Source organism: Falsiroseomonas sp. RANM36, from assembly GCF_056682175.1.
The window spans coordinates 28,462-50,407 of sequence record NZ_JBWXTD010000002.1; the positions used below are offsets into that span (position 1 = coordinate 28,462).

Here is a 21,946-nt window from a genome sequence, read left to right on the forward strand (position 1 = left end):
TCAGGATCGTGTCGAGGCCTTCCTCCGGCAGCTCCACCACCTGGTCCGGGTCGCTCAGCACGTAGCTGTCGTCGCCCCGCCCGCCCCGCAGGCGGGCCCCCCCCGCGCCCCCCCCCCCGCGGGGGGGGCCCCCCCCCCCCCCCCCGCGAGTGCCGACTTCGCTCCGCCCCGGCGGAGCGGATCGCCCCGGTCGAACCCCCGGCATCCGCGCCCAAAGCGCGCCGCATGCCGGCCCCCGCGGGCAGCCCTACCCACAGCTTTTCGAAGGATCATCGCCGCTGCGCTCCGAAGGGGCGCCCGGCAAGAATGCTCATGCACGCACTATCCCATCGAGGCGGCACGGACCGCCTGCCGCAGCCTGTCGCCCCGCACCATCCGCCGGCGAAGGCCGATCCCGCAGCCCAGGCGCCGATGTCCTGCGGGCTGTCCCGCGAGGAACTCCGCAAGATCGTCATCGACCTGATCGGGTGACGATCCGCGCCGCCGGCGGGCAGCCGGCGGCCGCCCGCGCTGCGCGACACTGCGCGGCATCCCGGCGCCGAGGCGCGCCGCGTCCGCGCGGTCATCCCCGGTGGACGACCGCGCAGGCCGCGGCTCAGCGACCGAGTTGGGCCAGGCTGCCCGTCCGGGCCGCTGCCACGCCGCGTTCGGCATCCTCTTCCAGCAGCAACCGATCGGCGACCTGCCGCGCTTCGCTGTCGGCGGCTATTGCCTCGCGCAGACATAGCTTGCCGCGTCGTTGACGTTGCCGTCGCGGTATTTCGGCCAGCTCGGATAGGCGCAGAGCGGCCGCGTGCGGCCGCGCGTCTCGCTGCGCGTGCCGTCGGTCACCACCGCATTGTCCGGCGGCGTGCCGTGCTCCACCCAGGCATCGAGCGCCGCGAGGCTCTCCCAGGTCGGCGAGAAGCGGCCGCCGCCATGGGCGAGGCCCGGGACCTCGAAATAGCGGATGAACCGGTCCGTCGCCTCGCGGCCCATCCGCGCCACGATCGCCTCGTGGTTGCGCCGGTTCTCCAGCGGGCTGACCGAGGGATCGTCGTTGCCTTGCAGCCAGATGATCCTGCCGCCCCGCGCGGCGAAGGCCGAGAGGTCCGTCGCCGTCGCGTCGAACAGGGCCGAGATCTCCGTGATGCGGTCGCGCACCGGGCCGGGCGCCGCGACGTCGATCCTGCGGATGTCGAGGTCGCGCCCGCCATGCACGAAGTAGCGGAAGAACTGATAGGCGCGGTCCACGTGATGGGCGTTCGGACCGGAGCGCGGCGGGTCGAGCAGCTCCCGCTGGCTGCCGAGCTGCATCGCGATGCCCTCGAGGCTGTTGTAGCCGAGGTAGTCGGTCGCGCCGTTGGCGAAGGCGAAGGGCAGGCGATAGCCCTCGTGATAGACGCGCATGGTGCGGTCGATCTGCGCCTCGGTCAGGCAGGTCTCCGGGTTGCCGGTCTCTCCGGCACGGCAGCGCAGGGCGTCGAGCGCGGCGGCGGCGCCGCGGCGACACCCGTCCGGATTGCTGACCAGCCCGTCCGCCACCCCGTCCAGCATGTCGCACCGCGCGAGGGAATCGCGCGCGATGCGGGCCACCATGGCAGGCGGGATCCAGCCGGCGGACTCGTCCTCATAGACCGCGCGCGCCAGCATCGCGCCCCAGAGCCGGAGGCCCATGAAGCTCGCCGTCGGATACCAGGTGATCACCCCGTCATAGGCCTCGGGCCAGCGGATGGCGGCCGTCAGCCCCTCCCGCCCGCCGGTCGAGCCGCCGTTGAAATAGACGCGCCGCGGCGCCTGTCCGTAATGCGCGATCGCCACCTGGCGCACCGCGTCGAGCGTCTTGCGGATGTGCTGGTAGCCGAAATTCCGCAGCGCCTCGGCGTTCAGCGCGAAGGACGCATCGTCGGCGCTGGCGGATTGGTGTCCGGAATCGCTGCCGAAGGTGAGGAAGCCGCGTGCGAGCGGCGTCGGCGTGCCGTCCAGGCCGTGCCGCTCGAGCCCGGTGGTGGCAGGGATGCGTCCGTTGTAGCCGCCGCCGCCGAACTGCAGCGCCTTGCCGTTCCACCGCGACGGCAGGTTGGCCTGGAACAGGATCGCGGGCGCGGCCGGATCCACCGGCCGGATCGCGCCCATCACGCGGCAATAGGCGCCGCTGGCGTCGCTCACCGCGGCGGCTTGCGTCACCTCGGCGCCGCCGGTCGGCAGCGTGATCGCCGCGGCCGCGATGCGCAGGCCGGCGAGGCCCGCGCAATCCAGGGTCTGCGCCGCGGCGCCCTGGGCCAGCAGGCCGGCCAGGGCCGCGCTGGCAAGCATCCTCATCATGACCTTCCCTCCTGTCCTTCGTCGCCTTGGTCGAGCAGCGGCAGCACCAGCCGGCTTGGCCGGCCGGCGTCGAGGAAGATCGTGTTCGTCGCGCAGCGTCGTCCACGCGCCTCGCCCTCAGGCTCGCCGGTGTTCGGGTTCACGTCGAAGCGCGGGAAGTTGGAGGAGGAGACATCCAGCCGGATGCGATGCCCGGGCAGGAACAGGTTGGCGATCGGCAGCGAGAGAAGCACGCGCCGCACCTCGCCGGGGCGCGACAGCCGCGGCGCGGCGGGATCCTCCGCGTAGCGCAGGCGCATGATGGTGTCGCCGAGCAGCATCGCGTAGCCGCGCGGGTAATCCGCCGATGGGGGATGCACATCCACCAGCTTCACGGCGAAATCCGTGTCCGGCGCATCGGTGGCGACGAAGAGCTCGACCTCCACCGGCCCCGCCACCTGCACCGCCTGTGCGAGGGGCGGTGTCTGGAACACCACCACGTCCGGCCGCGAGGCGAGCGGCAGGTAGGGCGGGCGGCAGCCGAAGAAGCCCGGCCCCTCCACCTGGTCCTGGCTGCCGGGGGGGGGGGGGGGGGGGGGGGGGGGGCAGGCGGCCCCCCCCCCCCCGGGCCGGGGCGGCGGGGGGCCGCGAGGGGCGCGCGCGCGCAACCGGCGCCGCCGATCGGCGGCACCGGGTTCGCCGGATCGAAGCGGAAGCTGATCGGCGCGGCGCCGGCGCCTGCCGCCTCGCGCCGCAGGGTGCCGTCGCGGTGCAGGTGGAATGCCGTCGGAACGGCGCCGGGCAGCGGCCAGTCCGACGCGGCGATCCAGCGCCCGCCATGATCGAGATGCCCCGCCGGCGTGCGTCGCCCGCTGCCGCCGCCCATCACGAAGATCCGCACCGCCGGCTCGCCATCGGCCACGCCGCGCACGGCATGGTCCAGGAAACGGATGCGCTGCCGGGTCCAGTCGCCGGCCCATGAATCGATCGGCGCCTCCGGTCCGAAATCCACATCCCCGAACACCCGCGCGCTGCGGTCGCCATGCGTCCAGGGGCCGAGGATCAGCCGCTGCGGGCCGCGGCGCGCCCGCGTCAGGCCGCGATAGTTTTGCGCCGCCGTCGCCGGATAGGGATCGAACCAGGACGACATGTGCAGCACGGCGGCGCGGCTGTAGCGATCGTAGGCTCCCTCGGCCCAGAGGCCGTTGCGGCGCCAGCCCGCGTCGAAGGCGCCGGCGCGCCACTGGTCCAGCAGCACGCGTTCATAGCCGGGGTGGTGACGCAGCGGCGAATGGCCCTCGCGCCAGGGCATGCGGGTGAACCACGCGGCGAGATCCTCGGCGTCCAGCGCCGCGCGCAGCACGGGATCGGCGGCGGCTTCGGGGGAACGCCGCGCCTCGTTGAAGGCCCAGCTCGCCTGCTTCAGCTCGAAGGCGCCGTTGTGGCGGATGGCGTTGCGCCAGCCATTGTCGAAGCCGCCGGAATCCAGGACCTGCGCGACGAGGCCCGGCGGATCGAGGCAGCCGAGCGCGGCGGCGGAATGCGCGCCGTACGACATGCCGATGGTCGCGATGCGCCCGTCGCACCAGGGCTGGCGCAACAGCCAGGCGCAGCTGTCGAAGCCGTCCGCGCCTTCGTTGAGGTATTTCTCGAACACGCCTTCGGACCCGCCGCGGCCGCGGCAATCCTGCAGCACCACCGCATAGCCGGCGGCGGTGAACCGCGCGGCCAGGCGCGGCCCGTCCATCGGCTCGGGATCGGCGGCCGTGACCTCGACACGGCGCGGCGCGTCCCGGCCATAGGGCGTGCGTTCCAGCACGACGGGGAAGGGGCCGCCGCCCTCCGGCAGATAGAGGCTGGCCGCCAGATGCGCGCCGTCGCGCATCGGCATCCGCAGAATGCCGCTCACCGCGCGCTCCGCACGCATCTCACCGCGCGATCCGCATGCATCTCATCGCGCTACCCGCGCGAAGCGCACCGAGGTCTCGTCGAGCATGTTCGCCTCGTAGGCCACGTCGCCGCGCGAGGCCCAGAAGGATTTCTGCCAGAGCAACGGGACGATGCCCTGATCCTCCATGCCGATCCGCGTCGCGGCGGCAAGCAGCTGGTTGCGCTCCGCCTCGTCGAAGACCGCCAGCGCCTTCGCCAGCGCCGCGTCGAACGCGGCGTTGGAATAGCGGCCGCGATTGACGCCGCCCATGCCGCGCGGCAGGTCGCGCGTGGCCAGCAGGCCGCGCAGCCCGTCGGCGGAATGCGGGCTGGCGCTGTTGTAGGCGAAGAGGAAGGCGGAGAAGCGCTGGTCCGTCGCCTGGCCGATATAGACGTTGAAGGGCATGGTCACCACGCCGTTCACCCGGATGCCGCCGCGCGCCAGCATCTGCCCGATCGCCTGGGCCATCGCCGCATCCTGCGGGAAGCGGTTGTTGGAGGAATGGATGGTCAGGCCGAAGCCGTTCGGCCAGCCGGCCTCGGCCAGCAGCGCGCGGGCGCGGGCCGGATCGTAGGGCGTGGGCAGCAGCGCGGGGTCATGCCCGCCCTGGCCTTCCGGCACGATCTGCCCGGCCGGCACGCCCCCGCCGGAGAGCAGGCTGTTCACCAGCGCCTCGCGGTTGATCAGGTGCGAGATCGCGCGCCTGACGCGCGCGTCGCGCAGCGGGTTGCGCGTCATCGGCCGGCCTTCCGCATCGGTGACGAAGGGGCTTTCGTCGCGCGCGGAATCGAGCGCCATGTAGGCCATGCGCGGCGTCACGATGGCGCTGACGCGCACGTTCCGGTCGCGCTGAAGCCGCGCCACGTCGCCCGAGGGCACGCCGTCGATCACCTCGACATCGCCCGACAGCAGCGCGGAGATGCGCGCGGCGGGGTTGGTGATGAAGCGCACCGTCACGCGCTCGAAATCTGAGGCGCCGCGCCAGTGCTGCTCGTAGCGCCGCAGTTCCATCCGGTCGCCCGGCGTCCAGGAGACGAAGCGCATCGGCCCGGTGCCGATCGCGGCGCGCCCGGCGTTGAAGTCCGAGGTGCTGGCCCCTTCCGCGACCCGGCGGGAGGCGATGTAGACCTGCCCGATCTGCTCCAGCAGCAGCGGCGTCGGCTGGCGCGAGGTGACGCGGATCGTGTGCGGGTCCACCACCGTCATGCTCGCCACGTCGCCCACATTGCGCGCCCAGCTCGACGGGCTGTTCGGCACGTCCTTCGCGCGCGTCAGCGAGAAGACCACATCCTCCGCGGTGAAGGGCGAGCCGTCGTGGAAGCGCACGCCCTCGCGCAGCCGGATCTCCCAGGTCACCGGGTCCAGCACGCGCCAGGAGACCGCGAGCGAGGGCCCGATCGCCTGGTTGACGTCGAAGTTCAGCAGGCTGTCGTAGATGTTGCGCATGGTGGAGGCGTCGTTGCCCGCATTGTTGAAATGCGGGTCGATCGCGGCATGCTCGGCCACGCGCGCCATCGTCAGGTCGCGCGATTGCCCCGGCGCGGGGACCAGCGCGAGCGAGGCGGCCAGCAGCCAGGGCGCCGCGCGCAGCGATGCGTTCATGGTCGTTCCTCCTTCTTTCCGCCTCGCAAGGCGGTGTTGTTCAAGTCACGCGCATCACCGCATGGCGCGGCGGTCTGCCTCCCGCGTCGCCGAAGCGAGGCCGCCCTCGCGCACCAGCTCGTGCATGGCCCAGGCAAGCGCCGGCCGCGGATCGGTGCCGAGCGAGGCGGGCAGGATCCGGAGCGGCACCGAAGCCGCGGCGAGGCCGCCGAAGAGGCTGGAATCCATGCCCTCCGCGATCGCCGCCTGCATCGGCTGCGGCAGCGCCGCCGGCCAGCCCGACAGCACGACGAGCGAGACCGGCATCACGTTCAGCACATTGCCGATCACGAGGCCGACGCGATGCAACGCATCGCGCAGCAGCGCGGTGCGGCGCGGCGTCATGCGCACCAGCGCCGGCCAGTCGTCGCCGGCCGCGATCAGCGCGGCTTCGGCAATGCCGAGGAAGGCGGCGATGGCGGTGGCCGAGGCGCTCGCCTCCAGGCAGCCCTGGTGGCCGCAGCGGCAGCGCGCCCCGTTGCGGTCCACCACGACATGGCCGAACTCGAAGGGCCGGATCGGCATCGCGGCCGTGACCGGCTCCACCCAGGCGCCGCCGACGCCGTGGCCGAGATGGATGTAGAGATGCCGCGTCTCGACCGGCGGATTGCCCGGCCCGCGCAGATGCATCGCGGCGCGCGCGGCCACCGAGTTCGCCAGCGCCACCGGTACCCCGGGGAAGGCTGCCTCGAGCCGCGCCGCCAGCCATGCGCCATCGAGCGCCACGATCGGATTGGGCGCGCCGTCCGCCTCGCGCAGGCCGGGGATGGAGGCCGCGACGCGCAGCGGCGCCACGCCGCGCTGCCCGAACCATGCGACGAGGGTCGCGATGCCCGTCTCGAAGGCGCGCGCGATGGCCGCCTGGTCCGAGAGGGGCGGCAGGGGCAGGCGCTCCTGGAACGCCAACTCGCCGCCGATCGTGGTCACGCCGAGGGCCAGGCGCTCATTCGCCAGGTCGAGGCCGGCGACCCACTGGTCGCTTCGCAGCACCACCATCTGGCTGGGGCCGCCGTGATAGGGCGCGGGGCGGCGGACCTCCTCCACCAACCCTTCGTCGCGCAGCTCGGCGACGATGCGCGAGATGCTCGCCTCGGTGAGCTGGCAATCGGCCGCGAGCTGCGGGCGGAACAGGCCGCCGGTCGCCAGCAACCGGTCCAGCACCGCCGCGCGTGTCTGCCGCCTGGTCCGCAGCCTTTCCATGCCATGCTCTATTCTTACAGAGTGTAAGAAGGCTACGCTTCGCGCGGATGGCAGGTCAAGAACGCAAGGCGGCGCGGCCGGGCGGCTTGGCCGACCTCGCGGCGGTCAGGCGCCGCATGCGTATCCGAGCCATGGATCGGCGAAGGATGTCTCGCGCTCCACGAGCCCGCCGACGCGCCCGTCGCCCGGCCTGCGTGGCAGCCGTCGTGGCGGAGACCCGCTGGCGCCGGCGACGCCTCGCCGGCGATGGCGAGCGGCTTGCCTCCAGCGATGGTTCCACCAGATGCCCCCCTGCGATATCCCCTTCGCCATGACCGACAGGAGCCGCGCAGCATGAGCAGCACGCCCGACTACGTCCCGCCCGCCGTCTGGACCTGGAACAAGGCCAATGGCGGCCGTTTCGCCAACATCAACCGTCCCGTCGCCGGCCCGACGCATGAGAAGGAACTGCCGGTCGGTCGCCATCCGCTGCAGCTCTATTCCCAGGGCACGCCGAACGGCGTGAAGGTGACCGTGCTGCTGGAGGAATTGCTGGCGCTCGGTCACCAGGGCGCCGAATACGATGCCTGGCTGATCCGCATCGGGGAGGGCGCGCAGTTCGGCAGCGGCTTCGTCGCCATCAATCCGAACTCCAAGATCCCGGCGCTGGTGGACCGCAGCGGCCCGCAGCCGGTGCGCGTGTTCGAATCTGGCGCGATCCTGGTCTACCTGGCGGAGAAGTTCGGCGCCTTCCTGCCCGCATCCGGCCCGGCGCGCGCCGAGTGCCTCTCCTGGCTGTTCTGGCAGATGGGCAGCGCGCCCTATCTCGGCGGCGGCTTCGGGCATTTCTACGCCTATGCGCCGACGAAGATGGAATACCCGATCGACCGCTTCACGATGGAGGTGAAGCGCCAGCTCGACGTGCTGGACCGCCGGCTCGCCGAGAGCCCGTTCATCGCCGGCCCGGACTACACCATCGCCGACATGGCGATCTGGCCCTGGTATGGCGGGCTGGTGAAGGGCTGGCTCTATGGCGCGGCGGAGTTCCTCGACGTGCAGTCCTACCGCAACGTGGTGCGCTGGGCCGATGCGATCCATGCGCGCCCGGCGGTCCAGCGCGGCCGCATGGTGAACCGCACCTCGGGCGAGCCCTCCAGCCAGCTCTGGGAACGGCACGACGCCGGCGACTTCGCGACGAAGACGCAGGACAAGCTCGCCGGCGGCTGACGCGTCTGGCCGGAGGCCGCGCCGGCTGGCAGGCTGGCGCGGCATGGCAGGGGACCGGATGATGCAGGGCGCACTCGATGGGCTGGTGGTGGTGGACCTCACCAGCCATCTCTCCGGCCCCTATTGCACCATGCTGCTCGGCGACATGGGCGCGGAGGTGATCAAGGTGGAGCGCCCCGGCGCCGGCGACGATTCCCGCCGCATGCCTCCGATGGTGGAGGGCATGGGCGCGCCCTATGCGCTGTGGAACCGCAACAAGCGCAGCATCGCGCTCGATCCGAAGAAGCCCGAGGATGCCGAGGTGCTGCGCCGCCTGATCGCGCGCGCCGATGTGCTGGTGGAGAACATGCGCCCCGGCGCGCTGGCCCGCATGGGCTGGGACTGGCCGGCGCTGCATGCGCTCAATCCGCGCCTCATCCTCGCTTCCATCTCGGGCTTCGGGCAGGACGGTCCCTGGGCTGCGCATGGCGGCTTCGACCTGATGGCGCAGGGCATGGCCGGGCTGATGGCGAGCAACGGCCCGGTGGAGGGCGAGCCGCATCGCCTGCCCATCGCGATCTCCGACATCAGCGCCGGCATGTTCGCCTGCATCGGCATCCTCGGCGCGCTGCAGGCACGCCAGCGGACCGGCCGCGGGCAGCAGGTGGAGGCGTCGCTGTTCGAATCCGCGCTGGCGATGAGCGTCTACGAGGCCGCCGCGGTGCTCGGCACCGGGCGCCGGCCGGAACGGCTCGGCCAGGCGCATCGCGGCGCGGCGCCCTACCAGATCTTCCGCACGGCGGATGGCTACATCACGCTCGGCGCCGGCCAGGACCATTTCTTCGCGCGGCTTTGCGACCTGCTCGGCGAGCCGGAGCTGGCGAAGGACGCGCGTTTCGCCACCGTCGCCGCGCGCGTCGCGAACCATGGCGCGCTGGTGGCGATCCTGAACGAGCGCCTGGCGCAGCGCGACAGCGCGGCATGGCTCGCCGCGCTGGAACAGGCGGGCATCCCCGCCGAGCCCGTGCTGCACTACGACGAGGCGCTGGCCCACCCGCAGGCCATGGCGCGCGGCGTGGTCACGGAGGTGCCGGATGCGCGGCAGGGCCTGCGGCGCACCCTCGCGCCCGCGGTGCGACTGAAGGACACGCCCTCCGCCGTGGGGCGCCCCCCCCCCCCCCCCCCCCCGCCCCGCTGTCTTTGCAGCCCGCGGCCGGCGCGGCAGTCTCCCGCCCGGGCAGGGCAGGGGGGTCCGCGCGTGCAACTCGACGATCCGGCGGTGCTGGCGGAGGTCCGCGCCGTCTTCGACCGCTACGAGGCGGCGCTGATGGCCAACCGCACCGAGGAGCTGGACGCGATCTTCTGGGCCGATCCGCGCACCGTCCGCTTCGGCATCACGGAGATCCTCTACGGGCACGAGGCGATCCGCGCCTTCCGCGCCGGCGTGAAGGCCTATGCGCAGCGCATCCAGCGCAAGGTCCATATCGTCGCCTTCGGCCGTGACTTCGCCGCGACGCATCTGGAATACGAGCGCGTCGGCACCGGCCTGATCGGCCGCGAGACCAAGATCATGGCCCGCCTGCCGGAAGGCTGGCGCGTCGTCTCGGCGCATGTCTCGCTGCTGGCCGGCCAGGACCCGGGCCGCGCGATGAAGGACAAGCCGGCATGACGCCGCATGTCGCGATCATCGGCGCCGGCATCGTCGGTGCCGCGACGGCGCTCGAAGCCCTCTCCACCGGCTTCCGCGTGACCCTGGTCGAGCCCGGCGATCCGGGCGGCGAGCAGGCGGCCAGCTACGGCAATGGCTGCTGGCTGAGCCCCATGTCCGTCATCCCGCCGGCGGTGCCTGGCCTCTGGAAGAAGGTCCCGAAATTCCTGATGGACCCGCTGGGGCCGCTGGCCATCCGCTGGTCCTACTTCCCCCGCGTCGCGCCCTGGCTGGTGAAGTATCTCCGCGCCGGCTGGACCGAGCAGCAGGTGCTCGCCGCCGCCCGCGCGCTGCGCCCGCTGCTGCAGGACGCGCCGGCCCTGCATCGCGACCTCGCCGCCCGCGCCGGTGTCGAGCACCTGATCGAGCGCCGCGGCCTGATGTATATCTACAGGAGTCGGGAAGAGTTCGAGAGCGAGGCGATGGCCTGGCGCATCCGCCGTCAGGTCGGGATCGAGTGGCTCGAGCTCGATGCCGACGAGATGCGCCAGCGCGAGCCCGAGCTCGACCGCCGCTACGGCTTCGGCGTGCTGGTCGAGGAAGGCGGCCACTGCCGCGATCCCGGCGCCTATGTGGCGGCCCTGGTCGCCCAGGCGCGGTCGGAGGGCGCCGATCTCCGCCGCGACCGCGCCACCGGCTTTCGCATCGAGGGCGGCCGCCTGCGCGCCGTGCTGACCGAGCGCGGCGAGGTCCCGGCCGACCGTGCCGTGATCTGCGCCGGCGCCCATTCCCGGAAGCTCGCCGCCGCCGCCGGCTCGGACGTCCCGCTCGAGACCGAGCGCGGCTACCACGCCATGGTGCTCGACAGCGAAACCGGCCCGCGCACGCCGCTGATGCCCTATGACGGCAAGATGTCCGTCACCTGGACCGACCGCGGCCTGCGCTGCGCCGGCCAGGTGGAGATCGCGGGGCTCGAGGCCGCGCCGAACTGGAAGCGGGCGGAGATCCTGCGCGATCACCTGCTGCGCAGCTTCCCCAACCTGCCGCGGGACCTGCCGGCGGAGCGGGTGAAGGTCTGGATGGGCCACCGCCCCTCCATGCCGGACGGCCTGCCCTGCCTCGGCCCGGCGGCCGCCACGCCGGACGTGCTGCTCGGCTTCGGCCACGGCCATGTCGGCCTCGTCGCCGGCCCGCGCACGGCCCGGATCCTGGCCGCGATGCTGGCCGGCGCACCCCCCCCGATCCCGGTCGAGCCCTTCCGCCCGTCCCGTTTTCATTGACGCCGTATTTGTGCTGGCTTTCGAGACGGCCCAATGCCATGTTGCCGACTGGCGGCCCTGCATCGTGTCGGGTCGTGTCCTTGGTAACGGATTGATAACAGTCGTGCTTCCCGATAGCGAACAGGGTGATGCCGGCCCGATCGAGGCCGAAGTGAAGTGGTACAATTCCCGAAAGGGGTTCGGCTTCGTCCTCGGACCGGATGGGCAGGACGTCTTCTTCCACGCTTCCGCGCTGACGGAAGCCGGGATCGAGCCGCCGGAGACCGGCGACAAGCTGAACTGCGAGATCGGCACGGACCGGCAGGGCCGGCGGCTGGTGACGCGGATCCACGGCGTCACGAAGGGCCCGGGCGGCGGCGACCGTCCGCGCGGCGGCTTCGGCGATCGCCCCCCGCGGCGCGATTTCGGCGGCGGCGGCTTCGGGGATCGGCCCCCGCGGCGCGACTTCGGCGGTGGCGGCGGCTTCGGCGATCGCCCCCCGCGGCGTGACTTCGGCGGCGGCGGCGGCTTCGGCGGCCCGCGCGGCGGCGGCTTCGGCGGTGGCGGCGGCTTCGGCGGCGGCGGCGGCGGCTTCGGCGCCCCGCGCGGCGGCGGCTTCGGCGACCGCCCACCGCGTCGTGATTTCGCCCGCGACGAGGGCGGCCCCACCTATGCCATCAGCGGCACGGTGAAGTGGTTCGACCAGGTGCGCGGCTTCGGCTTCGTCACGCCCGACGATGGCGGCCAGGACGTGTTCCTGCATTCCTCGGTCCTGCAGCGCGCAGGCAAGCAGGATGTGCAGCAGGGCGAGAAGGTCGCGCTCGATGTGCGCGACGGACAGCGCGGGCGGCAGGCGGTCAACATCAAGTAGGCCGCCGCTCCGCAACCAGACTGCCGGCCTCGGTCGCTGTTGCGGCCGGGGCCTTTTTCTTTTTGCGGCTTCGTTAACCGAAACCCGCGCGGCAGCGCCCGCACGGACGATTTCGTTTACCCTTTCTTCATTCCAGGAGTGTGACGAAGGTCGGGCGCCTCCCCGCGCGATGGAGAGTCCCGATGTCGCAACCGCTGCCCTTCCCGGCGCCGTGGTCCACGCCGCTCCGCCCCGCCGCCAATGGCCAGCCGTCCCGCCACGCCGGCCGCACCACCCCCACCCTGATCTCCGCCGTCGCCGCCGTGGTCGCCATCGCCGCCGAGCGCAGCCGCGCCACCGGCGATCTCGCCAGGCTCCGCGCCGCGCTCGATGCGGTGCTCGACCACGCCGCGCGCGAGGAACGCTGAACGCCGCCCCGCGCGGCGCGCGGCGGAACAACCGCGGCGCGCGTCAGAACGCGCGCGGCCGCAGGCCGCCGTGGAACCAGGACACCAGCGTGTAGATGTCGTACACCGGCAGCCGCAGCGCCGACTGCAGCGCCGCGGCATAGGGCGGCATGTTGGTGCATTCCAGCACGATGGCCCCCACCTCGGGGTGGCGCGACACGAGCCGCCGCCCGGCCTCCAGGATGTCCTGCCCGGCCAGCGCGACATCCATGTCCTGCGTCTCGCCGCGGATCAGCACGCGAAAGAACTCGCGCCCATCCTCCGTGCCCTCCACCGGGATGTCGCGCGGCACGCCGGCGGCATCCAGATGCGCCGGCGTCAGGCTGCCGCGGCTGACCGTGATCACGCCCACCCGCCGCCCCGGCGGCAGCGTCGCCTGCACCCAGGGCACCTGCATCAGCGAGGAGGTGGCCACCGGCACCGCCACCGCCGCCGCCAGCTCCGCCTGGAACAGCGAGAGGAAGCCGCAGTTCGTGGTGATCGCCTCCGCGCCGAGATCCACCAGGTCCTTCGCCGCCGCGACGAAATCCGGCAGCAGCCCGCGCGCGCCCTGCAGCACCACCTTCTCCGGGCTGGCGCCACGCACGACGCGGAACAGCACGGGGAAGGGCCAGGTCGCCGCATTGCCCATGTCGCCCGGGATGCGCGGGAAGCGCGCTTCCAGCATCAGGATGCCGAGCGGCGCGCCATAGATGGATTTGCCGCCGCGCGCGATGCGCGGTGCAGGGGCTTGCTGCGTCATGCCCGAAGACTAGCCGCGCACCGCCATCGCCGCGAAGGGGGTTGCCACGCCCGCCCGCACGCCTTCAAGTCGCCCGGCAACATCGGGAGAAGACCGCAGATGAGACTGTCCCGCCGCCTGCTCGCCCTGCCGCTCGCGGCCCTGCTCGGCGCCGCACCCGCCGCCGCGCAGGCTCCGCAATGGCCGACGCGCCCGATCGAGATGGTGATCGGCTTCCCCAACAGCTCCGGCGTCGGCATCTATGCCCGCAAGCTCGCGGAGCCGCTCTCCCGCGTGCTTGGCCAGCCGGTGGTGATCAACCCGCGGACCGGCGCCGGCGGCAACGTCGCGTCCGACTTCGTCGCGAAGGCGCGGCCGGACGGCTACACGATCCTGTTCGGCACCGCCGGCACCCATGCGATCAACCAGGCGCTCTACCGCCGCCTGAACTTCAACGTGCTGACCGACTTCACCGCCATCGCCCATCTGGGCGACGTGCCGAACATCCTGATCACCTCGATCCAGCACCGCCCACAGTACACGAGCTGCATGGACGTCATCAACGACGCCCGCGCGCGGCCGGGCGCGCTGAATTTCGGCAGCACGGGCAACGGCGCTTCCACCCATCTCGCCGGCGTGCGCTTCGCCAAGGCGGCGAATCTGGACATGGTGCATGTGCCCTTCGTCGGCCAGGCGGGCGTGGTGACCGCGCTGCTCGGCGGGCAGATCGACCTCTTCTTCAACCAGACCGGCCCGGCGATCCCGATGATCACCCAGGGCCAGGTGCGCGGCCATGCGGTGACCACGCGCGCGCGCATCCCGGCGCTGCCGGACGTGCCGACCGTCGCCGAGGCCTGCGGCCTGCCGGGCTTCGAGAGCACCACCTGGTACGGCGTCTTCGGCCCGGCCAACCTGCCGCCCGCCATCACGCAGCGGCTCAGCGAGGAGATCGTGAAGATCATCTCCGCGCCCGATTTCCGCAGCTGGCTGGTGCAGGACCAGGGCATCGACCCGCCGACCGTCACCACGCCGGCGGCCTTCCGCGCCGTGCAGGAACGCGACGTGGCGCGCTGGGCCGAGGTGGTGCGCGACGCCGGCGCGACGGTGGACTGAATGGGGAGGGCGCCGGCTTCGCGCCGGCGCCCGTTCAATTCACCAGCGCGGTCGCCAGCCAGGGCACCAGCGCGATCGCCACCAGCGCCAGCCCCATCACCGCCACGAAGGGCAGGGCGCCGGCGAAGATGGTCTCGATCCCGATCCGCGGATCGGACAGCGTCGCCTTCACCGTGAAGACGGAAAGCCCGAAGGGCGGCGTCAGCAGCCCCATCTCCACCGCGATGATCAGCATGATGCCGAAGTGGATCAGGTCGAAGCCCATCGCCTGCGCGATCGGCGCGCCGATCGGCACCATGATCAGCAGGATCGAGGTGCTGTCGAGGATCATCCCCATCACCAGCACCAGCAGCAGGAAGGCGGCGAGGAAGCCATAGGGGCCGAGGCCCAGATGCTCCACCATGTCGCCGATCGCCTGCGGCACGCCCGCCATGGCGAGCATGCGCGAATAGAGGCCCGCCGCGATCAGCAGGAACAGGATCGCCGCCGAGACCAGCCCCGTCTCCCGCAGCACGCGCCAGAGCTTCGGGCCATCGAGCCGCCGGCGCAGCAGCGCCAGCAGCAGCGCGCCCGCGGCGCCGCCCGCGCCCGCCTCGGTCGGCGTGAAGAAGCCGGTGTAGAGCCCGCCCAGGATCAGGGCGACAAGCGACAGGATCGGCACCGACTTCAGCGCCATCTCGCGCCCCGTCATCGCCGTGCCGCTCATCTCCGGCAGCGGGCCGCCATGGGCGGTGATGCGATGCGGGAAGAAGGTCGCGTAGGTCCAGATCATCGCGATGAAGCCCGCGGCGATCAGCAGACCCGGGATGATCCCGGCGATGAACAGCTTGCCGATCGAGACTTCCGCCAGCACGCCATAGACGATCATCAGCAGGGAGGGCGGGATCAGCATCCCGAGGATGGAGGATCCCGCGACGGTGCCGGTGGCGAAGCGCGCGTTGTAGCCGTGGCGCAGGATCTCCGGCACCGCGACCTTGGTGAAGACCGCCGCCGAGGCGATGGAGACGCCCGTCACCGCGGCGAAGACCGCGTTCGCCGCGACGGTCGCCATGCCGAGGCCGCCGCGCAGGCGTTTGAGCAGCGCCTCGGCGACCTCGAAGGTGTCCTTGCCGACATCCGACACGCTGACCAGCAGCCCCATCAGCACGAACAGCGGGATGGTCGCGAACAGGTAGTCCTGGATGCCGGAATAGGTCGCCATCGCGGTGAAGCGGAAGGCGAGTTCGGGGTTGTCGCGCAGCTGCCACACGCCGATCGCCGCGGTGGAGATCAGGGAAAGGCCGATCGGCAGGCCGAGCAGGATCAGCCCGACCATCGCCCCGATCAGCACGAAGCCAAGCGTCAGGTCCTCCATCGCCGCTCAGCCCCGCGCCGGCGCCCGCCGGCGCCGCGCTTCCGCCAGGAACAGCGCGCCATAGGCCAGCGCACCCGCCGCGCCGCCCAGCACGATCAGCGCGCGGAACGGCCAGGTCGGCACGGTGAACAGCCCCTGCACGCCGAAGAACTCGCCCATCTGCAGCGAAGCCCAAACCCCCGGCCACGCCGACTGCGCGATGAACGCCATCACCGCCGCGCCCACCAGCATGAACAGCATCTCGACCGCGCGGCCGAGCGGCGGTGCCGCGCGCAGGATGCGGTCGATCAGGAAGTCCGCCCGCGTCATGCGCCGTCGGTAGATGGTCGCGCCGATCTGCAGGAAGACGATGCCGACCACCGAATGGGCGGCGATCTCCGCCACGCCGGTGATCGGCGCGTTCAGGAAGGAACGCCCGATCACGTCGGCGCAGATCAGCAGCATCAGCCCGAAGGTCCAGATCGTGCCGATGGCCGCCAGCAGGTCGAGCAGCATGCGGACCGGATCGAAGCCCTGCTGCCCGCCCGCGGCATCGAGCGCCGCCAGGTCAACCTCCTCGGTCATGGCGGCGCTCCCTGCGCGGTCAGGCCGACAGCTCGCGGTCCCAGTTCCGGCCCGGCGTCACGCCGGAAGCGCGGATCGCCTCGAAATAGGCGCTCAGCACCTCGCGCGCGGCCGGGCCCGCGCTCTGCGCCCAGGGCTGCACCAGGTTCGGCAGGCCGCTGATCCAGCGCTGCCGCTCGGCCGCCGGCAGCGTCGAGACGATGGCGCCCTTCTGCACCATCTCCCGCTCCGCCGCCGCGATCCGGCCCGAGACGTCCTCGATGTGCTTCTCGGTCGAGATCTTGCCGGCGGCGACCATCGCGTTGCGCACCGGCTCCGGCCAGCGCTGCATCCGCTGCCGGTTGGCCGCGATGCCGCCGACATACATCGCGCCCACATCCACCTTGGTGATGTATTTCGCGATCTCGTACACCCGCGTCGGCAGGATGCCGACGAAGAAGGACAGCGTGCCTTCGGACACGCCGGTCTGGATGTCGGTGTAGTACGTGGTCAGCGCGCCATCCACCGGCGTCGCACCCGTGCCCTGCAGCCAGTTCGCCGAGGTGCCGGGCGCCGAGATGCGGCGGTTGCGCAGGTCGTCCAGCGAGCGGATCGGGAAGTTCGACCAGATGTGGTAGCTGTCCGTCACATAGGAGCTGAGCGGGACCATGTTCAGCCCGTTCCAGTTCTGCTGGATCGCCGGCACCGTCGCGTTCAGCCGCTCGAAGGCGCGTGCCACCACGCTGTGGTCGGCGCCGGAGAAGGGCGTGAAGTAGGTCACGTTCTGCAGCGGCATGGTGCTGCCTTCCCACAGCGTGCCGACATAGCCGATGTCGGTGATGTTGTCGCGCACCGCCTCCATCGTGTCCTGGAACTTGTAGAGCGTGCCGCCATAGGCCTCGCGCCAGTTGATGCGGTGCGTGTTGCCGTTGTCCCGCAGGTGCTTGTCCACCTCGGGCTGGAACACGGTCTTCATGTTGTGCACCCAGTAGTTCGCGACCGGGTGGCTCGACGCGATGGTCACGTTCAGCGCGGATTGCGCGCGGCTCTCGATCGAGAACAGCGGCAGCGCGGCGGTTCCGGCCAGCAGGCCGCGGCGGCGGATGGTCATGGTCGTTCGTCTCCCTCGATGCTTCAGATCTTCCCGAGCGCGCGCAGGATGCAGGCCGGGGTGAAGGGTTGCTCCGTCACGCGCGCCCCCAGCGGGCGCAGCGCGTCGTTGATCGCGTTCATCAGCGCGGCCGGCGCGCCGGCGGTGCCGGCCTCGCCCGCGCCCTTGGCGCCGAGCAGGGATTCCCGCGTCGGCGTCTCCACATGGCCGACATGGATGTCCGGCATCTCGGCCGACATCGGCACGAGGTAGTCGGCCATCGTCGTCGTCAGCAGGTTGCCCTGCCCGTCATAGACGCAATGCTCATACAGCGCGCCGCCGAGGCCCTGGACGATGCCGCCGCGCACCTGCTCGTCCACCAGCAGCGGGTTGATCACCCGCCCGCAATCCTCGACGCACCAGTGCTCGAGCACCTTCACCATGCCCGTCTCCACATCCACCTCGGCCCAGCAGGCCTGGATGCCGTTGGTGAAGGCGAAGGGGTATTCCTTGGTGATGAAGTGCCGCGTCTGCACAAGTTCCCGCGGCAGGTCTTTTGGAAGTGTGTCGCCGCGGAAATAGAGGATGCGGCCGAGCTCGCCGAGCGGCATGCGGGCGCGGCCGCCGGCCTTCTCCACGATCTCGCCCATCACGATGTCGAGGCTCTCGGGCGCCGCCTGCAGCATCGCGCCGGCGACGACCAGGATCTGCTGCTTCAGCGCGATCGCCGATTGCAGCGCCGCCTCGCCGCCGATGCCCGCGCCGCGGCAGGCCCAGGTGCCGCCCCCGTATGGCGTGGTCTGCGTGTCGCCGGTCACCACCTTCACCCGCTCCAGCGCCACGCCGACGCCATGCGCGACGATCTGGCGCAGGATGCCCTCCGTGCCCTGGCCCTGCTCCGTGACGCCGGAGAGCACCACCACCGAGCCGTCCGGGTCCATCCGCACCGTCGCGCCATCCTGCGCCGAGATGCGCGCGCCGCCGAGCCCGTACATGAAGGGGGAGGGGTTGGTCAGCTCGATGAAGCTCGCAAAGCCGAGGCCGCGATACACGCCCTTCTTCCGCTGCGCCTCCTGGTCGGCGCGGATCTTCGCGACCGGCACCATCGCCAGCAGCTTGTCGAGGGCGGCGTGGTGCGACAGCCCCTCGAACCGCATCCCCGGCGGCGAGGTGTAGGGATAGGCGTCGTCGCGGATCAGGTTGCGCCGGCGGATCTCGATCGGGTCCATCCCGAGCGCCTCCGCCGCCATGTCCACCAGCCCTTCCGTCACCGCCGTCGCGATCGGGTGCCCCACCGCGCGATACTGGCAGGTCGGCGCCTTGTTCTGCAGCACCACCGTTGTCGTGCAGCGGTAATTCGCGAAGTCGTAGGGCCCGCCGCAGAGGTTCACCACCTGGTTCCCCTCCACCGCGCTGGTGCGGGGATACACCGAATATGGCCCGATCCCCGTCAGGTCGTCGATGTCGAAGCCGAGGATCTTCCCCTGCGCGTCCACCGCGATGCGGCCCTTCAGCCGGTGGTCGCGCGCATGGATGTCGCTGACGAAGCTCTCGAAGCGGTCGGCGACGAACTTCACCGGCCGGCCCATCACCTTGGCGATCGCGGCGACGGCCACCTCGTCCGGATAGACATGCACCTTGATGCCGAAGCTGCCGCCGACATCCTTGCAGATGACGCGGACCTGGCCTTCCTCCATCCGCAGCTGCTTCGCGAAGACGCCCTGCATCATGTGCGGCGCCTGCGTCGAATGGTGCACGGTCAGCGTGCCGTCCGCGCGGTTGTAGTCTGCGATGATGCTGCGCGGCTCGAGCGTGACACCGGTGTGCCGCCCGGTCACGAAGGTGGCCTCCACCACCTTGTGCGCGGCGGCCATCGCCGCCTCCAAATCGCCCTTCGTCGCGGTGCGCGTGAAGACCAGGTTGTCGCCGAGCGCCGGATGGATCACCACCGCGCCCGGCGCCAGCGCCGTCTCCATGTCGAGCTGCGCCGGCAGCGGGTCCCATTCCACCGAGAGCGCCGCGACGCCGTCCTCCGCCGCCGCGCGGCTCTCCGCGATCACGGCGGCCACCGGCTCGCCCTGCCAGGTCGCGCGCTCCAGCGGCAGAGGGTGCTGCGGCGCCGACTTCATGCCCTTGAGGTGATCGAGCGTCGCGACCCAGGGATCGCAGACCTTCGCGAGATCGGCGCCCGTGAAGACGCGCAGCACGCCCGGCACCGCGAGTGCGGCCGCGCTGTCCACCGCCACGATGCGCGCATGCGCGTGCGGGCTGCGCAGGAAGGCCGCATGCACCATGCGCGGCAGCGTTACGTCGTCGGTGTAGCTCGCCAGCCCCTGCACCAGCTTCGGCAGGTTCGGCCGCGGCACCGACCGGCCGATGTACGAATTCGGCAGGTCCTCGCGCGAGAGGCCGATGTTTTCGGGCGTCGGGATCTGGTTCATCGCCGGGCCTCCAGCGTTTCAGCGACGGCGTCCACGATCGCCTGGTAGCCGGTGCAGCGGCAGTAATTGCCCGAGAGATGCTCGCGGATCGCCGCGCGGTCCGCATCCTTGTGATGCCGCAGGATGTCCGCCGCCGCCATCACCATGCCCGGCGTGCAGAAGCCGCACTGCGCCGCGTTGCGCGCGACGAAGGCGGCCTGCAGGTCGGCGACCTCGCCGCTTTCCGTCAGCCCCTCGATGGTGGTCACCTCGGCGCCGTCCAGGCTCGCCGCCAGCACCAGGCAGCCGCGCACGATCTCGCCATCCACCCGCACCGTGCAGGCGCCGCAGACGCCATGCTCGCAGCCCGCATGGCTGCCCGTCAGGCCGAGGTCGAGACGCAGGAAATCCACCAGGTGACGCCGCGGCTCCACGCTGCGCGTCACGCGCTCCCCGTTCACCCTGAGGGTGATCTCCACGCGCTGGCTCATGCGGCGATCTCCGTCGCGGGCAGGAAGCGCTGCAGCGCGCGCGCCGTCAGCACGCGCGCCAGGTGCAGCTTCATCGCGGGCGGCCCGTGCAGGTCGGCCGGCGGATCGAGGTCGCCCGCCAGCGCCGCCTGCGCCGCCGCGATGCTCTCCGCGCCCAGCACGCGGCCTTCCAGCGCGGCCGCGGCACGCGCCGCGCTCACCGGCCCGTTGCCCACGCCGAAATAGACCAGCCGCGGCGCCGCCACGCGCATCCCCGCATCGAGCGAAAGCGTCACCGCCAGCCCAGCCATCGCATAGTCGCCCGAACGCCGCGCCACCTCCACGATGGCGCTGCGCCGCGACGCATCCGGCAGCGGCACCTCGACTGCCGCGATCAACTCGCCCGGCTCCAGCGCCGTCTCCAACAGCCCGGTGAAGAAGTCGCGCGCCGCCACGCGCCGCTCGCCGCGCGCCGAGGCCAGCACCAGCGTCGCATCCAGCGCCACCACGCAGGCGGGCAGCTCCGCCGCCGGATCGGCATAGGCAAGGCTGCCGCCGATCGTGCCGCGGTTGCGGATCGCGGGATGCGCGATGAAGGGCACTGCCTCGGCCAGCAGCGTCGCGTGCTGCGCCACCAGCGGATCGCGCCCGAGCTCCGCATGGCGCGTCAGCGCGCCGATGCGCAGCCGCCCGCCCTGCACCGAGATGCCGCGCAGCGCGGCGATGCGCGTGATGTCCACGAGGATGTCGGGTTCGGAAAGCCGGAAGGCCAGCGTCGCCAGCAGCGTCTGCCCGCCGGCCAGCACGCGCGCGCCCTCGCCATGCTGCGCCTGCAGCCGCCACACCTCGTCCAGCGTCGAGGCCCGCACATAGGCGAAGGCCGGCCATTTCATGGGCGGTATCCCCCCTGTCCATGCCCCGTCGCGGCGGGATCGGTCGCTTGCGGATCGGTTGCTTGTTGATCACCTGATCAGCAAAAACTAAACCGATGTCAAGCAAGCCGGCTTGCATGGCGCAGGCAGGGGGGAAGGGGAGGGGAAGCCGTGGACGGCAGCGTGCGACCGGCCCGGCGGCTCGATCCGGAGGCGCGGCGCGAGCAGATCGTCGCGGCCGCCGTCTGCTACTTCGCCGAGGTCGGCTTCGGCGGCACCACCCGCGACCTGGCGCGCCGCGCCGGCATCACCCAGGCGCTGCTCTACCGCTACTTCGCCAGCAAGGACGAACTGGTCGAGGCGGTCTACCAGCGCGTCTTCCTCGGCCGCCTGAAGCCGCATTGGGCGAGCGACCTGCGCGACCGCGGCGTGCCGATCGAGGCGCGGATGCGCCGCTTCTACCGCGACTACGCCACCATCTTCACCTATGAGTGGATCCGCATCTTCATGTGGGCCGGCCTCGCGGGCCAGAAACTGAACCAGCGCTACATGGGCCGCGTCACGACGCAGCTGCTCGAGCCGCTGCGTGAGGAGATCGCCGCGGATGGCCGCTACCGCGCGCCGGCCATGGAGGAGCTCTGGGCGCTGCATGGCGGCGTCGTCTATCTCGGCATCCGCCGCCACATCTACCGCCTGCCGACGCCCGCGGATGACGGCCCGGTGGTGGAGGCGAATGTCGCGCGCTTCCTCGCGGGGCTTCTGTCGAAGGCGACTCCGCCGGATCCTACAGGGCGAGGCATGCGGCCCGCGGCGCGGGCCGCGGCGCCCGACGGCGCCCCCCCCCACGGCGGCGCCGCCCCCCCCGCGGCGGCCCGCGCCGGCGCTTGGGGGGGGGTCGGG

Annotated in this window: 21 protein-coding genes; 8 read left to right on the forward strand and 13 right to left on the reverse strand. The window is 71.9% G+C overall.

Annotated elements, in window-relative coordinates; translation table 11 throughout:
- On the reverse strand, positions 1–205 hold a 205-nt coding region (locus tag AC1MIR_RS00980), incomplete at its 3' end, for a hypothetical protein (protein WP_480026321.1).
- Positions 206–312: 107 nt separating this feature from the next.
- Between AC1MIR_RS00980 and AC1MIR_RS00985 the strand changes: the two genes are divergently transcribed.
- Positions 313–471, forward strand: coding sequence for a hypothetical protein (locus AC1MIR_RS00985; protein WP_480026322.1), 159 nt, complete (start codon positions 313–315; stop codon positions 469–471).
- Between the two features lie 234 nt (positions 472–705).
- On the opposite strand, the gene AC1MIR_RS00990 is transcribed toward AC1MIR_RS00985, so the two are convergent.
- The 5 genes from AC1MIR_RS00990 to AC1MIR_RS01010 are packed head-to-tail and all read right to left on the reverse strand — an operon-like array spanning position 706 to position 7,054.
- Entirely contained in the window at positions 706–2,304 is a 1,599-nt protein-coding gene (locus AC1MIR_RS00990) for a tannase/feruloyl esterase family alpha/beta hydrolase (RefSeq protein ID WP_480026323.1), read from the reverse strand.
- Positions 2,301–2,783, reverse strand: coding sequence for a CocE/NonD family hydrolase (locus tag AC1MIR_RS00995; RefSeq protein ID WP_480026324.1), 483 nt, complete (start codon positions 2,781–2,783; stop codon positions 2,301–2,303). The genes AC1MIR_RS00990 and AC1MIR_RS00995 overlap by 4 nt, the downstream gene beginning before the upstream one ends.
- Positions 2,675–4,192, reverse strand: coding sequence for a CocE/NonD family hydrolase (locus tag AC1MIR_RS01000; protein WP_480026325.1), 1,518 nt, complete (start codon positions 4,190–4,192; stop codon positions 2,675–2,677). The genes AC1MIR_RS00995 and AC1MIR_RS01000 overlap by 109 nt, the downstream gene beginning before the upstream one ends.
- A 42-nt stretch (positions 4,193–4,234) precedes the next feature.
- The gene (locus AC1MIR_RS01005; RefSeq protein ID WP_480026326.1) at positions 4,235–5,815 is read right to left on the reverse strand and encodes an ABC transporter substrate-binding protein; all 1,581 of its coding nucleotides are present in this window, start codon (positions 5,813–5,815) and stop codon (positions 4,235–4,237) included.
- Positions 5,816–5,869: 54 nt separating this feature from the next.
- Positions 5,870–7,054, reverse strand: a complete 1,185-nt coding sequence (locus AC1MIR_RS01010; RefSeq protein ID WP_480026327.1) for an ROK family transcriptional regulator — start codon at positions 7,052–7,054, stop codon at positions 5,870–5,872.
- Positions 7,055–7,387: 333 nt separating this feature from the next.
- Here AC1MIR_RS01010 and yghU point away from each other — a divergent pair, with 333 nt between their 5' ends.
- From yghU to AC1MIR_RS01035, 5 genes are all read left to right on the forward strand, one after another.
- Entirely contained in the window at positions 7,388–8,260 is an 873-nt protein-coding gene (gene yghU, locus AC1MIR_RS01015; RefSeq protein ID WP_480026328.1) for a glutathione-dependent disulfide-bond oxidoreductase, read from the forward strand.
- Between the two features lie 43 nt (positions 8,261–8,303).
- Entirely contained in the window at positions 8,304–9,908 is a 1,605-nt protein-coding gene (locus AC1MIR_RS01020) for an AtzH-like domain-containing protein (RefSeq protein WP_480026329.1), read from the forward strand.
- Positions 9,905–11,167, forward strand: coding sequence for an NAD(P)/FAD-dependent oxidoreductase (locus AC1MIR_RS01025; RefSeq protein ID WP_480026330.1), 1,263 nt, complete (start codon positions 9,905–9,907; stop codon positions 11,165–11,167). Before AC1MIR_RS01020 ends, AC1MIR_RS01025 begins: the two co-directional genes overlap by 4 nt.
- A gap of 103 nt (positions 11,168–11,270) precedes the next feature.
- Complete coding sequence (locus AC1MIR_RS01030; RefSeq protein ID WP_480026331.1) at positions 11,271–12,017, forward strand: cold-shock protein; 747 nt, start codon at positions 11,271–11,273, stop codon at positions 12,015–12,017.
- Between the two features lie 182 nt (positions 12,018–12,199).
- Positions 12,200–12,424 (forward strand): hypothetical protein, encoded by a 225-nt coding sequence (locus tag AC1MIR_RS01035; protein ID WP_480026332.1) that lies wholly within the window; start codon positions 12,200–12,202, stop codon positions 12,422–12,424.
- A 43-nt stretch (positions 12,425–12,467) separates the two neighbouring features.
- Here the strand turns inward: AC1MIR_RS01035 and AC1MIR_RS01040 are convergent, their stop codons facing one another.
- Positions 12,468–13,205, reverse strand: coding sequence for an aspartate/glutamate racemase family protein (locus AC1MIR_RS01040; protein WP_480026333.1), 738 nt, complete (start codon positions 13,203–13,205; stop codon positions 12,468–12,470).
- Positions 13,206–13,304: 99 nt separating this feature from the next.
- Here AC1MIR_RS01040 and AC1MIR_RS01045 point away from each other — a divergent pair, with 99 nt between their 5' ends.
- On the forward strand, positions 13,305–14,297 hold the full coding sequence (locus tag AC1MIR_RS01045) for a Bug family tripartite tricarboxylate transporter substrate binding protein (RefSeq protein ID WP_480026334.1): 993 nt from the start codon (positions 13,305–13,307) through the stop codon (positions 14,295–14,297).
- 34 nt (positions 14,298–14,331) lie between these two features.
- Here the strand turns inward: AC1MIR_RS01045 and AC1MIR_RS01050 are convergent, their stop codons facing one another.
- From AC1MIR_RS01050 to AC1MIR_RS01075, 6 genes are read right to left on the reverse strand one after another with little or no spacing between them, the layout of a single operon-like run.
- Positions 14,332–15,651 (reverse strand): TRAP transporter large permease, encoded by a 1,320-nt coding sequence (locus AC1MIR_RS01050; RefSeq protein WP_480026335.1) that lies wholly within the window; start codon positions 15,649–15,651, stop codon positions 14,332–14,334.
- Positions 15,652–15,657: 6 nt separating this feature from the next.
- Entirely contained in the window at positions 15,658–16,215 is a 558-nt protein-coding gene (locus tag AC1MIR_RS01055) for a TRAP transporter small permease subunit (RefSeq protein WP_480026336.1), read from the reverse strand.
- A 19-nt stretch (positions 16,216–16,234) separates the two neighbouring features.
- The gene (locus AC1MIR_RS01060) at positions 16,235–17,305 is read right to left on the reverse strand and encodes a C4-dicarboxylate TRAP transporter substrate-binding protein (protein ID WP_480026337.1); all 1,071 of its coding nucleotides are present in this window, start codon (positions 17,303–17,305) and stop codon (positions 16,235–16,237) included.
- A gap of 23 nt (positions 17,306–17,328) precedes the next feature.
- Entirely contained in the window at positions 17,329–19,725 is a 2,397-nt protein-coding gene (locus AC1MIR_RS01065) for a xanthine dehydrogenase family protein molybdopterin-binding subunit (protein ID WP_480026338.1), read from the reverse strand.
- Positions 19,722–20,195 (reverse strand): (2Fe-2S)-binding protein, encoded by a 474-nt coding sequence (locus tag AC1MIR_RS01070; protein WP_480026339.1) that lies wholly within the window; start codon positions 20,193–20,195, stop codon positions 19,722–19,724. The genes AC1MIR_RS01065 and AC1MIR_RS01070 overlap by 4 nt, the downstream gene beginning before the upstream one ends.
- On the reverse strand, positions 20,192–21,067 hold the full coding sequence (locus AC1MIR_RS01075; RefSeq protein ID WP_480026340.1) for an FAD binding domain-containing protein: 876 nt from the start codon (positions 21,065–21,067) through the stop codon (positions 20,192–20,194). The genes AC1MIR_RS01070 and AC1MIR_RS01075 overlap by 4 nt, the downstream gene beginning before the upstream one ends.
- Positions 21,068–21,217: 150 nt before the next feature.
- Between AC1MIR_RS01075 and AC1MIR_RS01080 the strand changes: the two genes are divergently transcribed.
- A partial coding sequence (locus tag AC1MIR_RS01080) for a TetR/AcrR family transcriptional regulator (protein WP_480026341.1) occupies positions 21,218–21,946 on the forward strand: 729 nt, incomplete at its 3' end.

Coding starts and splice junctions, on each gene's coding strand:
- AC1MIR_RS00985 (WP_480026322.1), top strand. CDS start 313: ATGCACGCACTATCCCATCGAGGCGGCACGGACCGCCTGCCGCAGCCT.
- AC1MIR_RS00990 (WP_480026323.1), bottom strand. CDS start 2,304: ATGATGAGGATGCTTGCCAGCGCGGCCCTGGCCGGCCTGCTGGCCCAG.
- AC1MIR_RS01005 (WP_480026326.1), bottom strand. CDS start 5,815: ATGAACGCATCGCTGCGCGCGGCGCCCTGGCTGCTGGCCGCCTCGCTC.
- AC1MIR_RS01010 (WP_480026327.1), bottom strand. CDS start 7,054: ATGGAAAGGCTGCGGACCAGGCGGCAGACACGCGCGGCGGTGCTGGAC.
- yghU (WP_480026328.1), top strand. CDS start 7,388: ATGAGCAGCACGCCCGACTACGTCCCGCCCGCCGTCTGGACCTGGAAC.
- AC1MIR_RS01020 (WP_480026329.1), top strand. CDS start 8,304: ATGGCAGGGGACCGGATGATGCAGGGCGCACTCGATGGGCTGGTGGTG.
- AC1MIR_RS01025 (WP_480026330.1), top strand. CDS start 9,905: ATGACGCCGCATGTCGCGATCATCGGCGCCGGCATCGTCGGTGCCGCG.
- AC1MIR_RS01035 (WP_480026332.1), top strand. CDS start 12,200: ATGTCGCAACCGCTGCCCTTCCCGGCGCCGTGGTCCACGCCGCTCCGC.
- AC1MIR_RS01040 (WP_480026333.1), bottom strand. CDS start 13,205: ATGACGCAGCAAGCCCCTGCACCGCGCATCGCGCGCGGCGGCAAATCC.
- AC1MIR_RS01045 (WP_480026334.1), top strand. CDS start 13,305: ATGAGACTGTCCCGCCGCCTGCTCGCCCTGCCGCTCGCGGCCCTGCTC.
- AC1MIR_RS01050 (WP_480026335.1), bottom strand. CDS start 15,651: ATGGAGGACCTGACGCTTGGCTTCGTGCTGATCGGGGCGATGGTCGGG.
- AC1MIR_RS01055 (WP_480026336.1), bottom strand. CDS start 16,215: ATGACCGAGGAGGTTGACCTGGCGGCGCTCGATGCCGCGGGCGGGCAG.
- AC1MIR_RS01060 (WP_480026337.1), bottom strand. CDS start 17,305: ATGACCATCCGCCGCCGCGGCCTGCTGGCCGGAACCGCCGCGCTGCCG.
- AC1MIR_RS01065 (WP_480026338.1), bottom strand. CDS start 19,725: ATGAACCAGATCCCGACGCCCGAAAACATCGGCCTCTCGCGCGAGGAC.
- AC1MIR_RS01070 (WP_480026339.1), bottom strand. CDS start 20,195: ATGAGCCAGCGCGTGGAGATCACCCTCAGGGTGAACGGGGAGCGCGTG.
- AC1MIR_RS01075 (WP_480026340.1), bottom strand. CDS start 21,067: ATGAAATGGCCGGCCTTCGCCTATGTGCGGGCCTCGACGCTGGACGAG.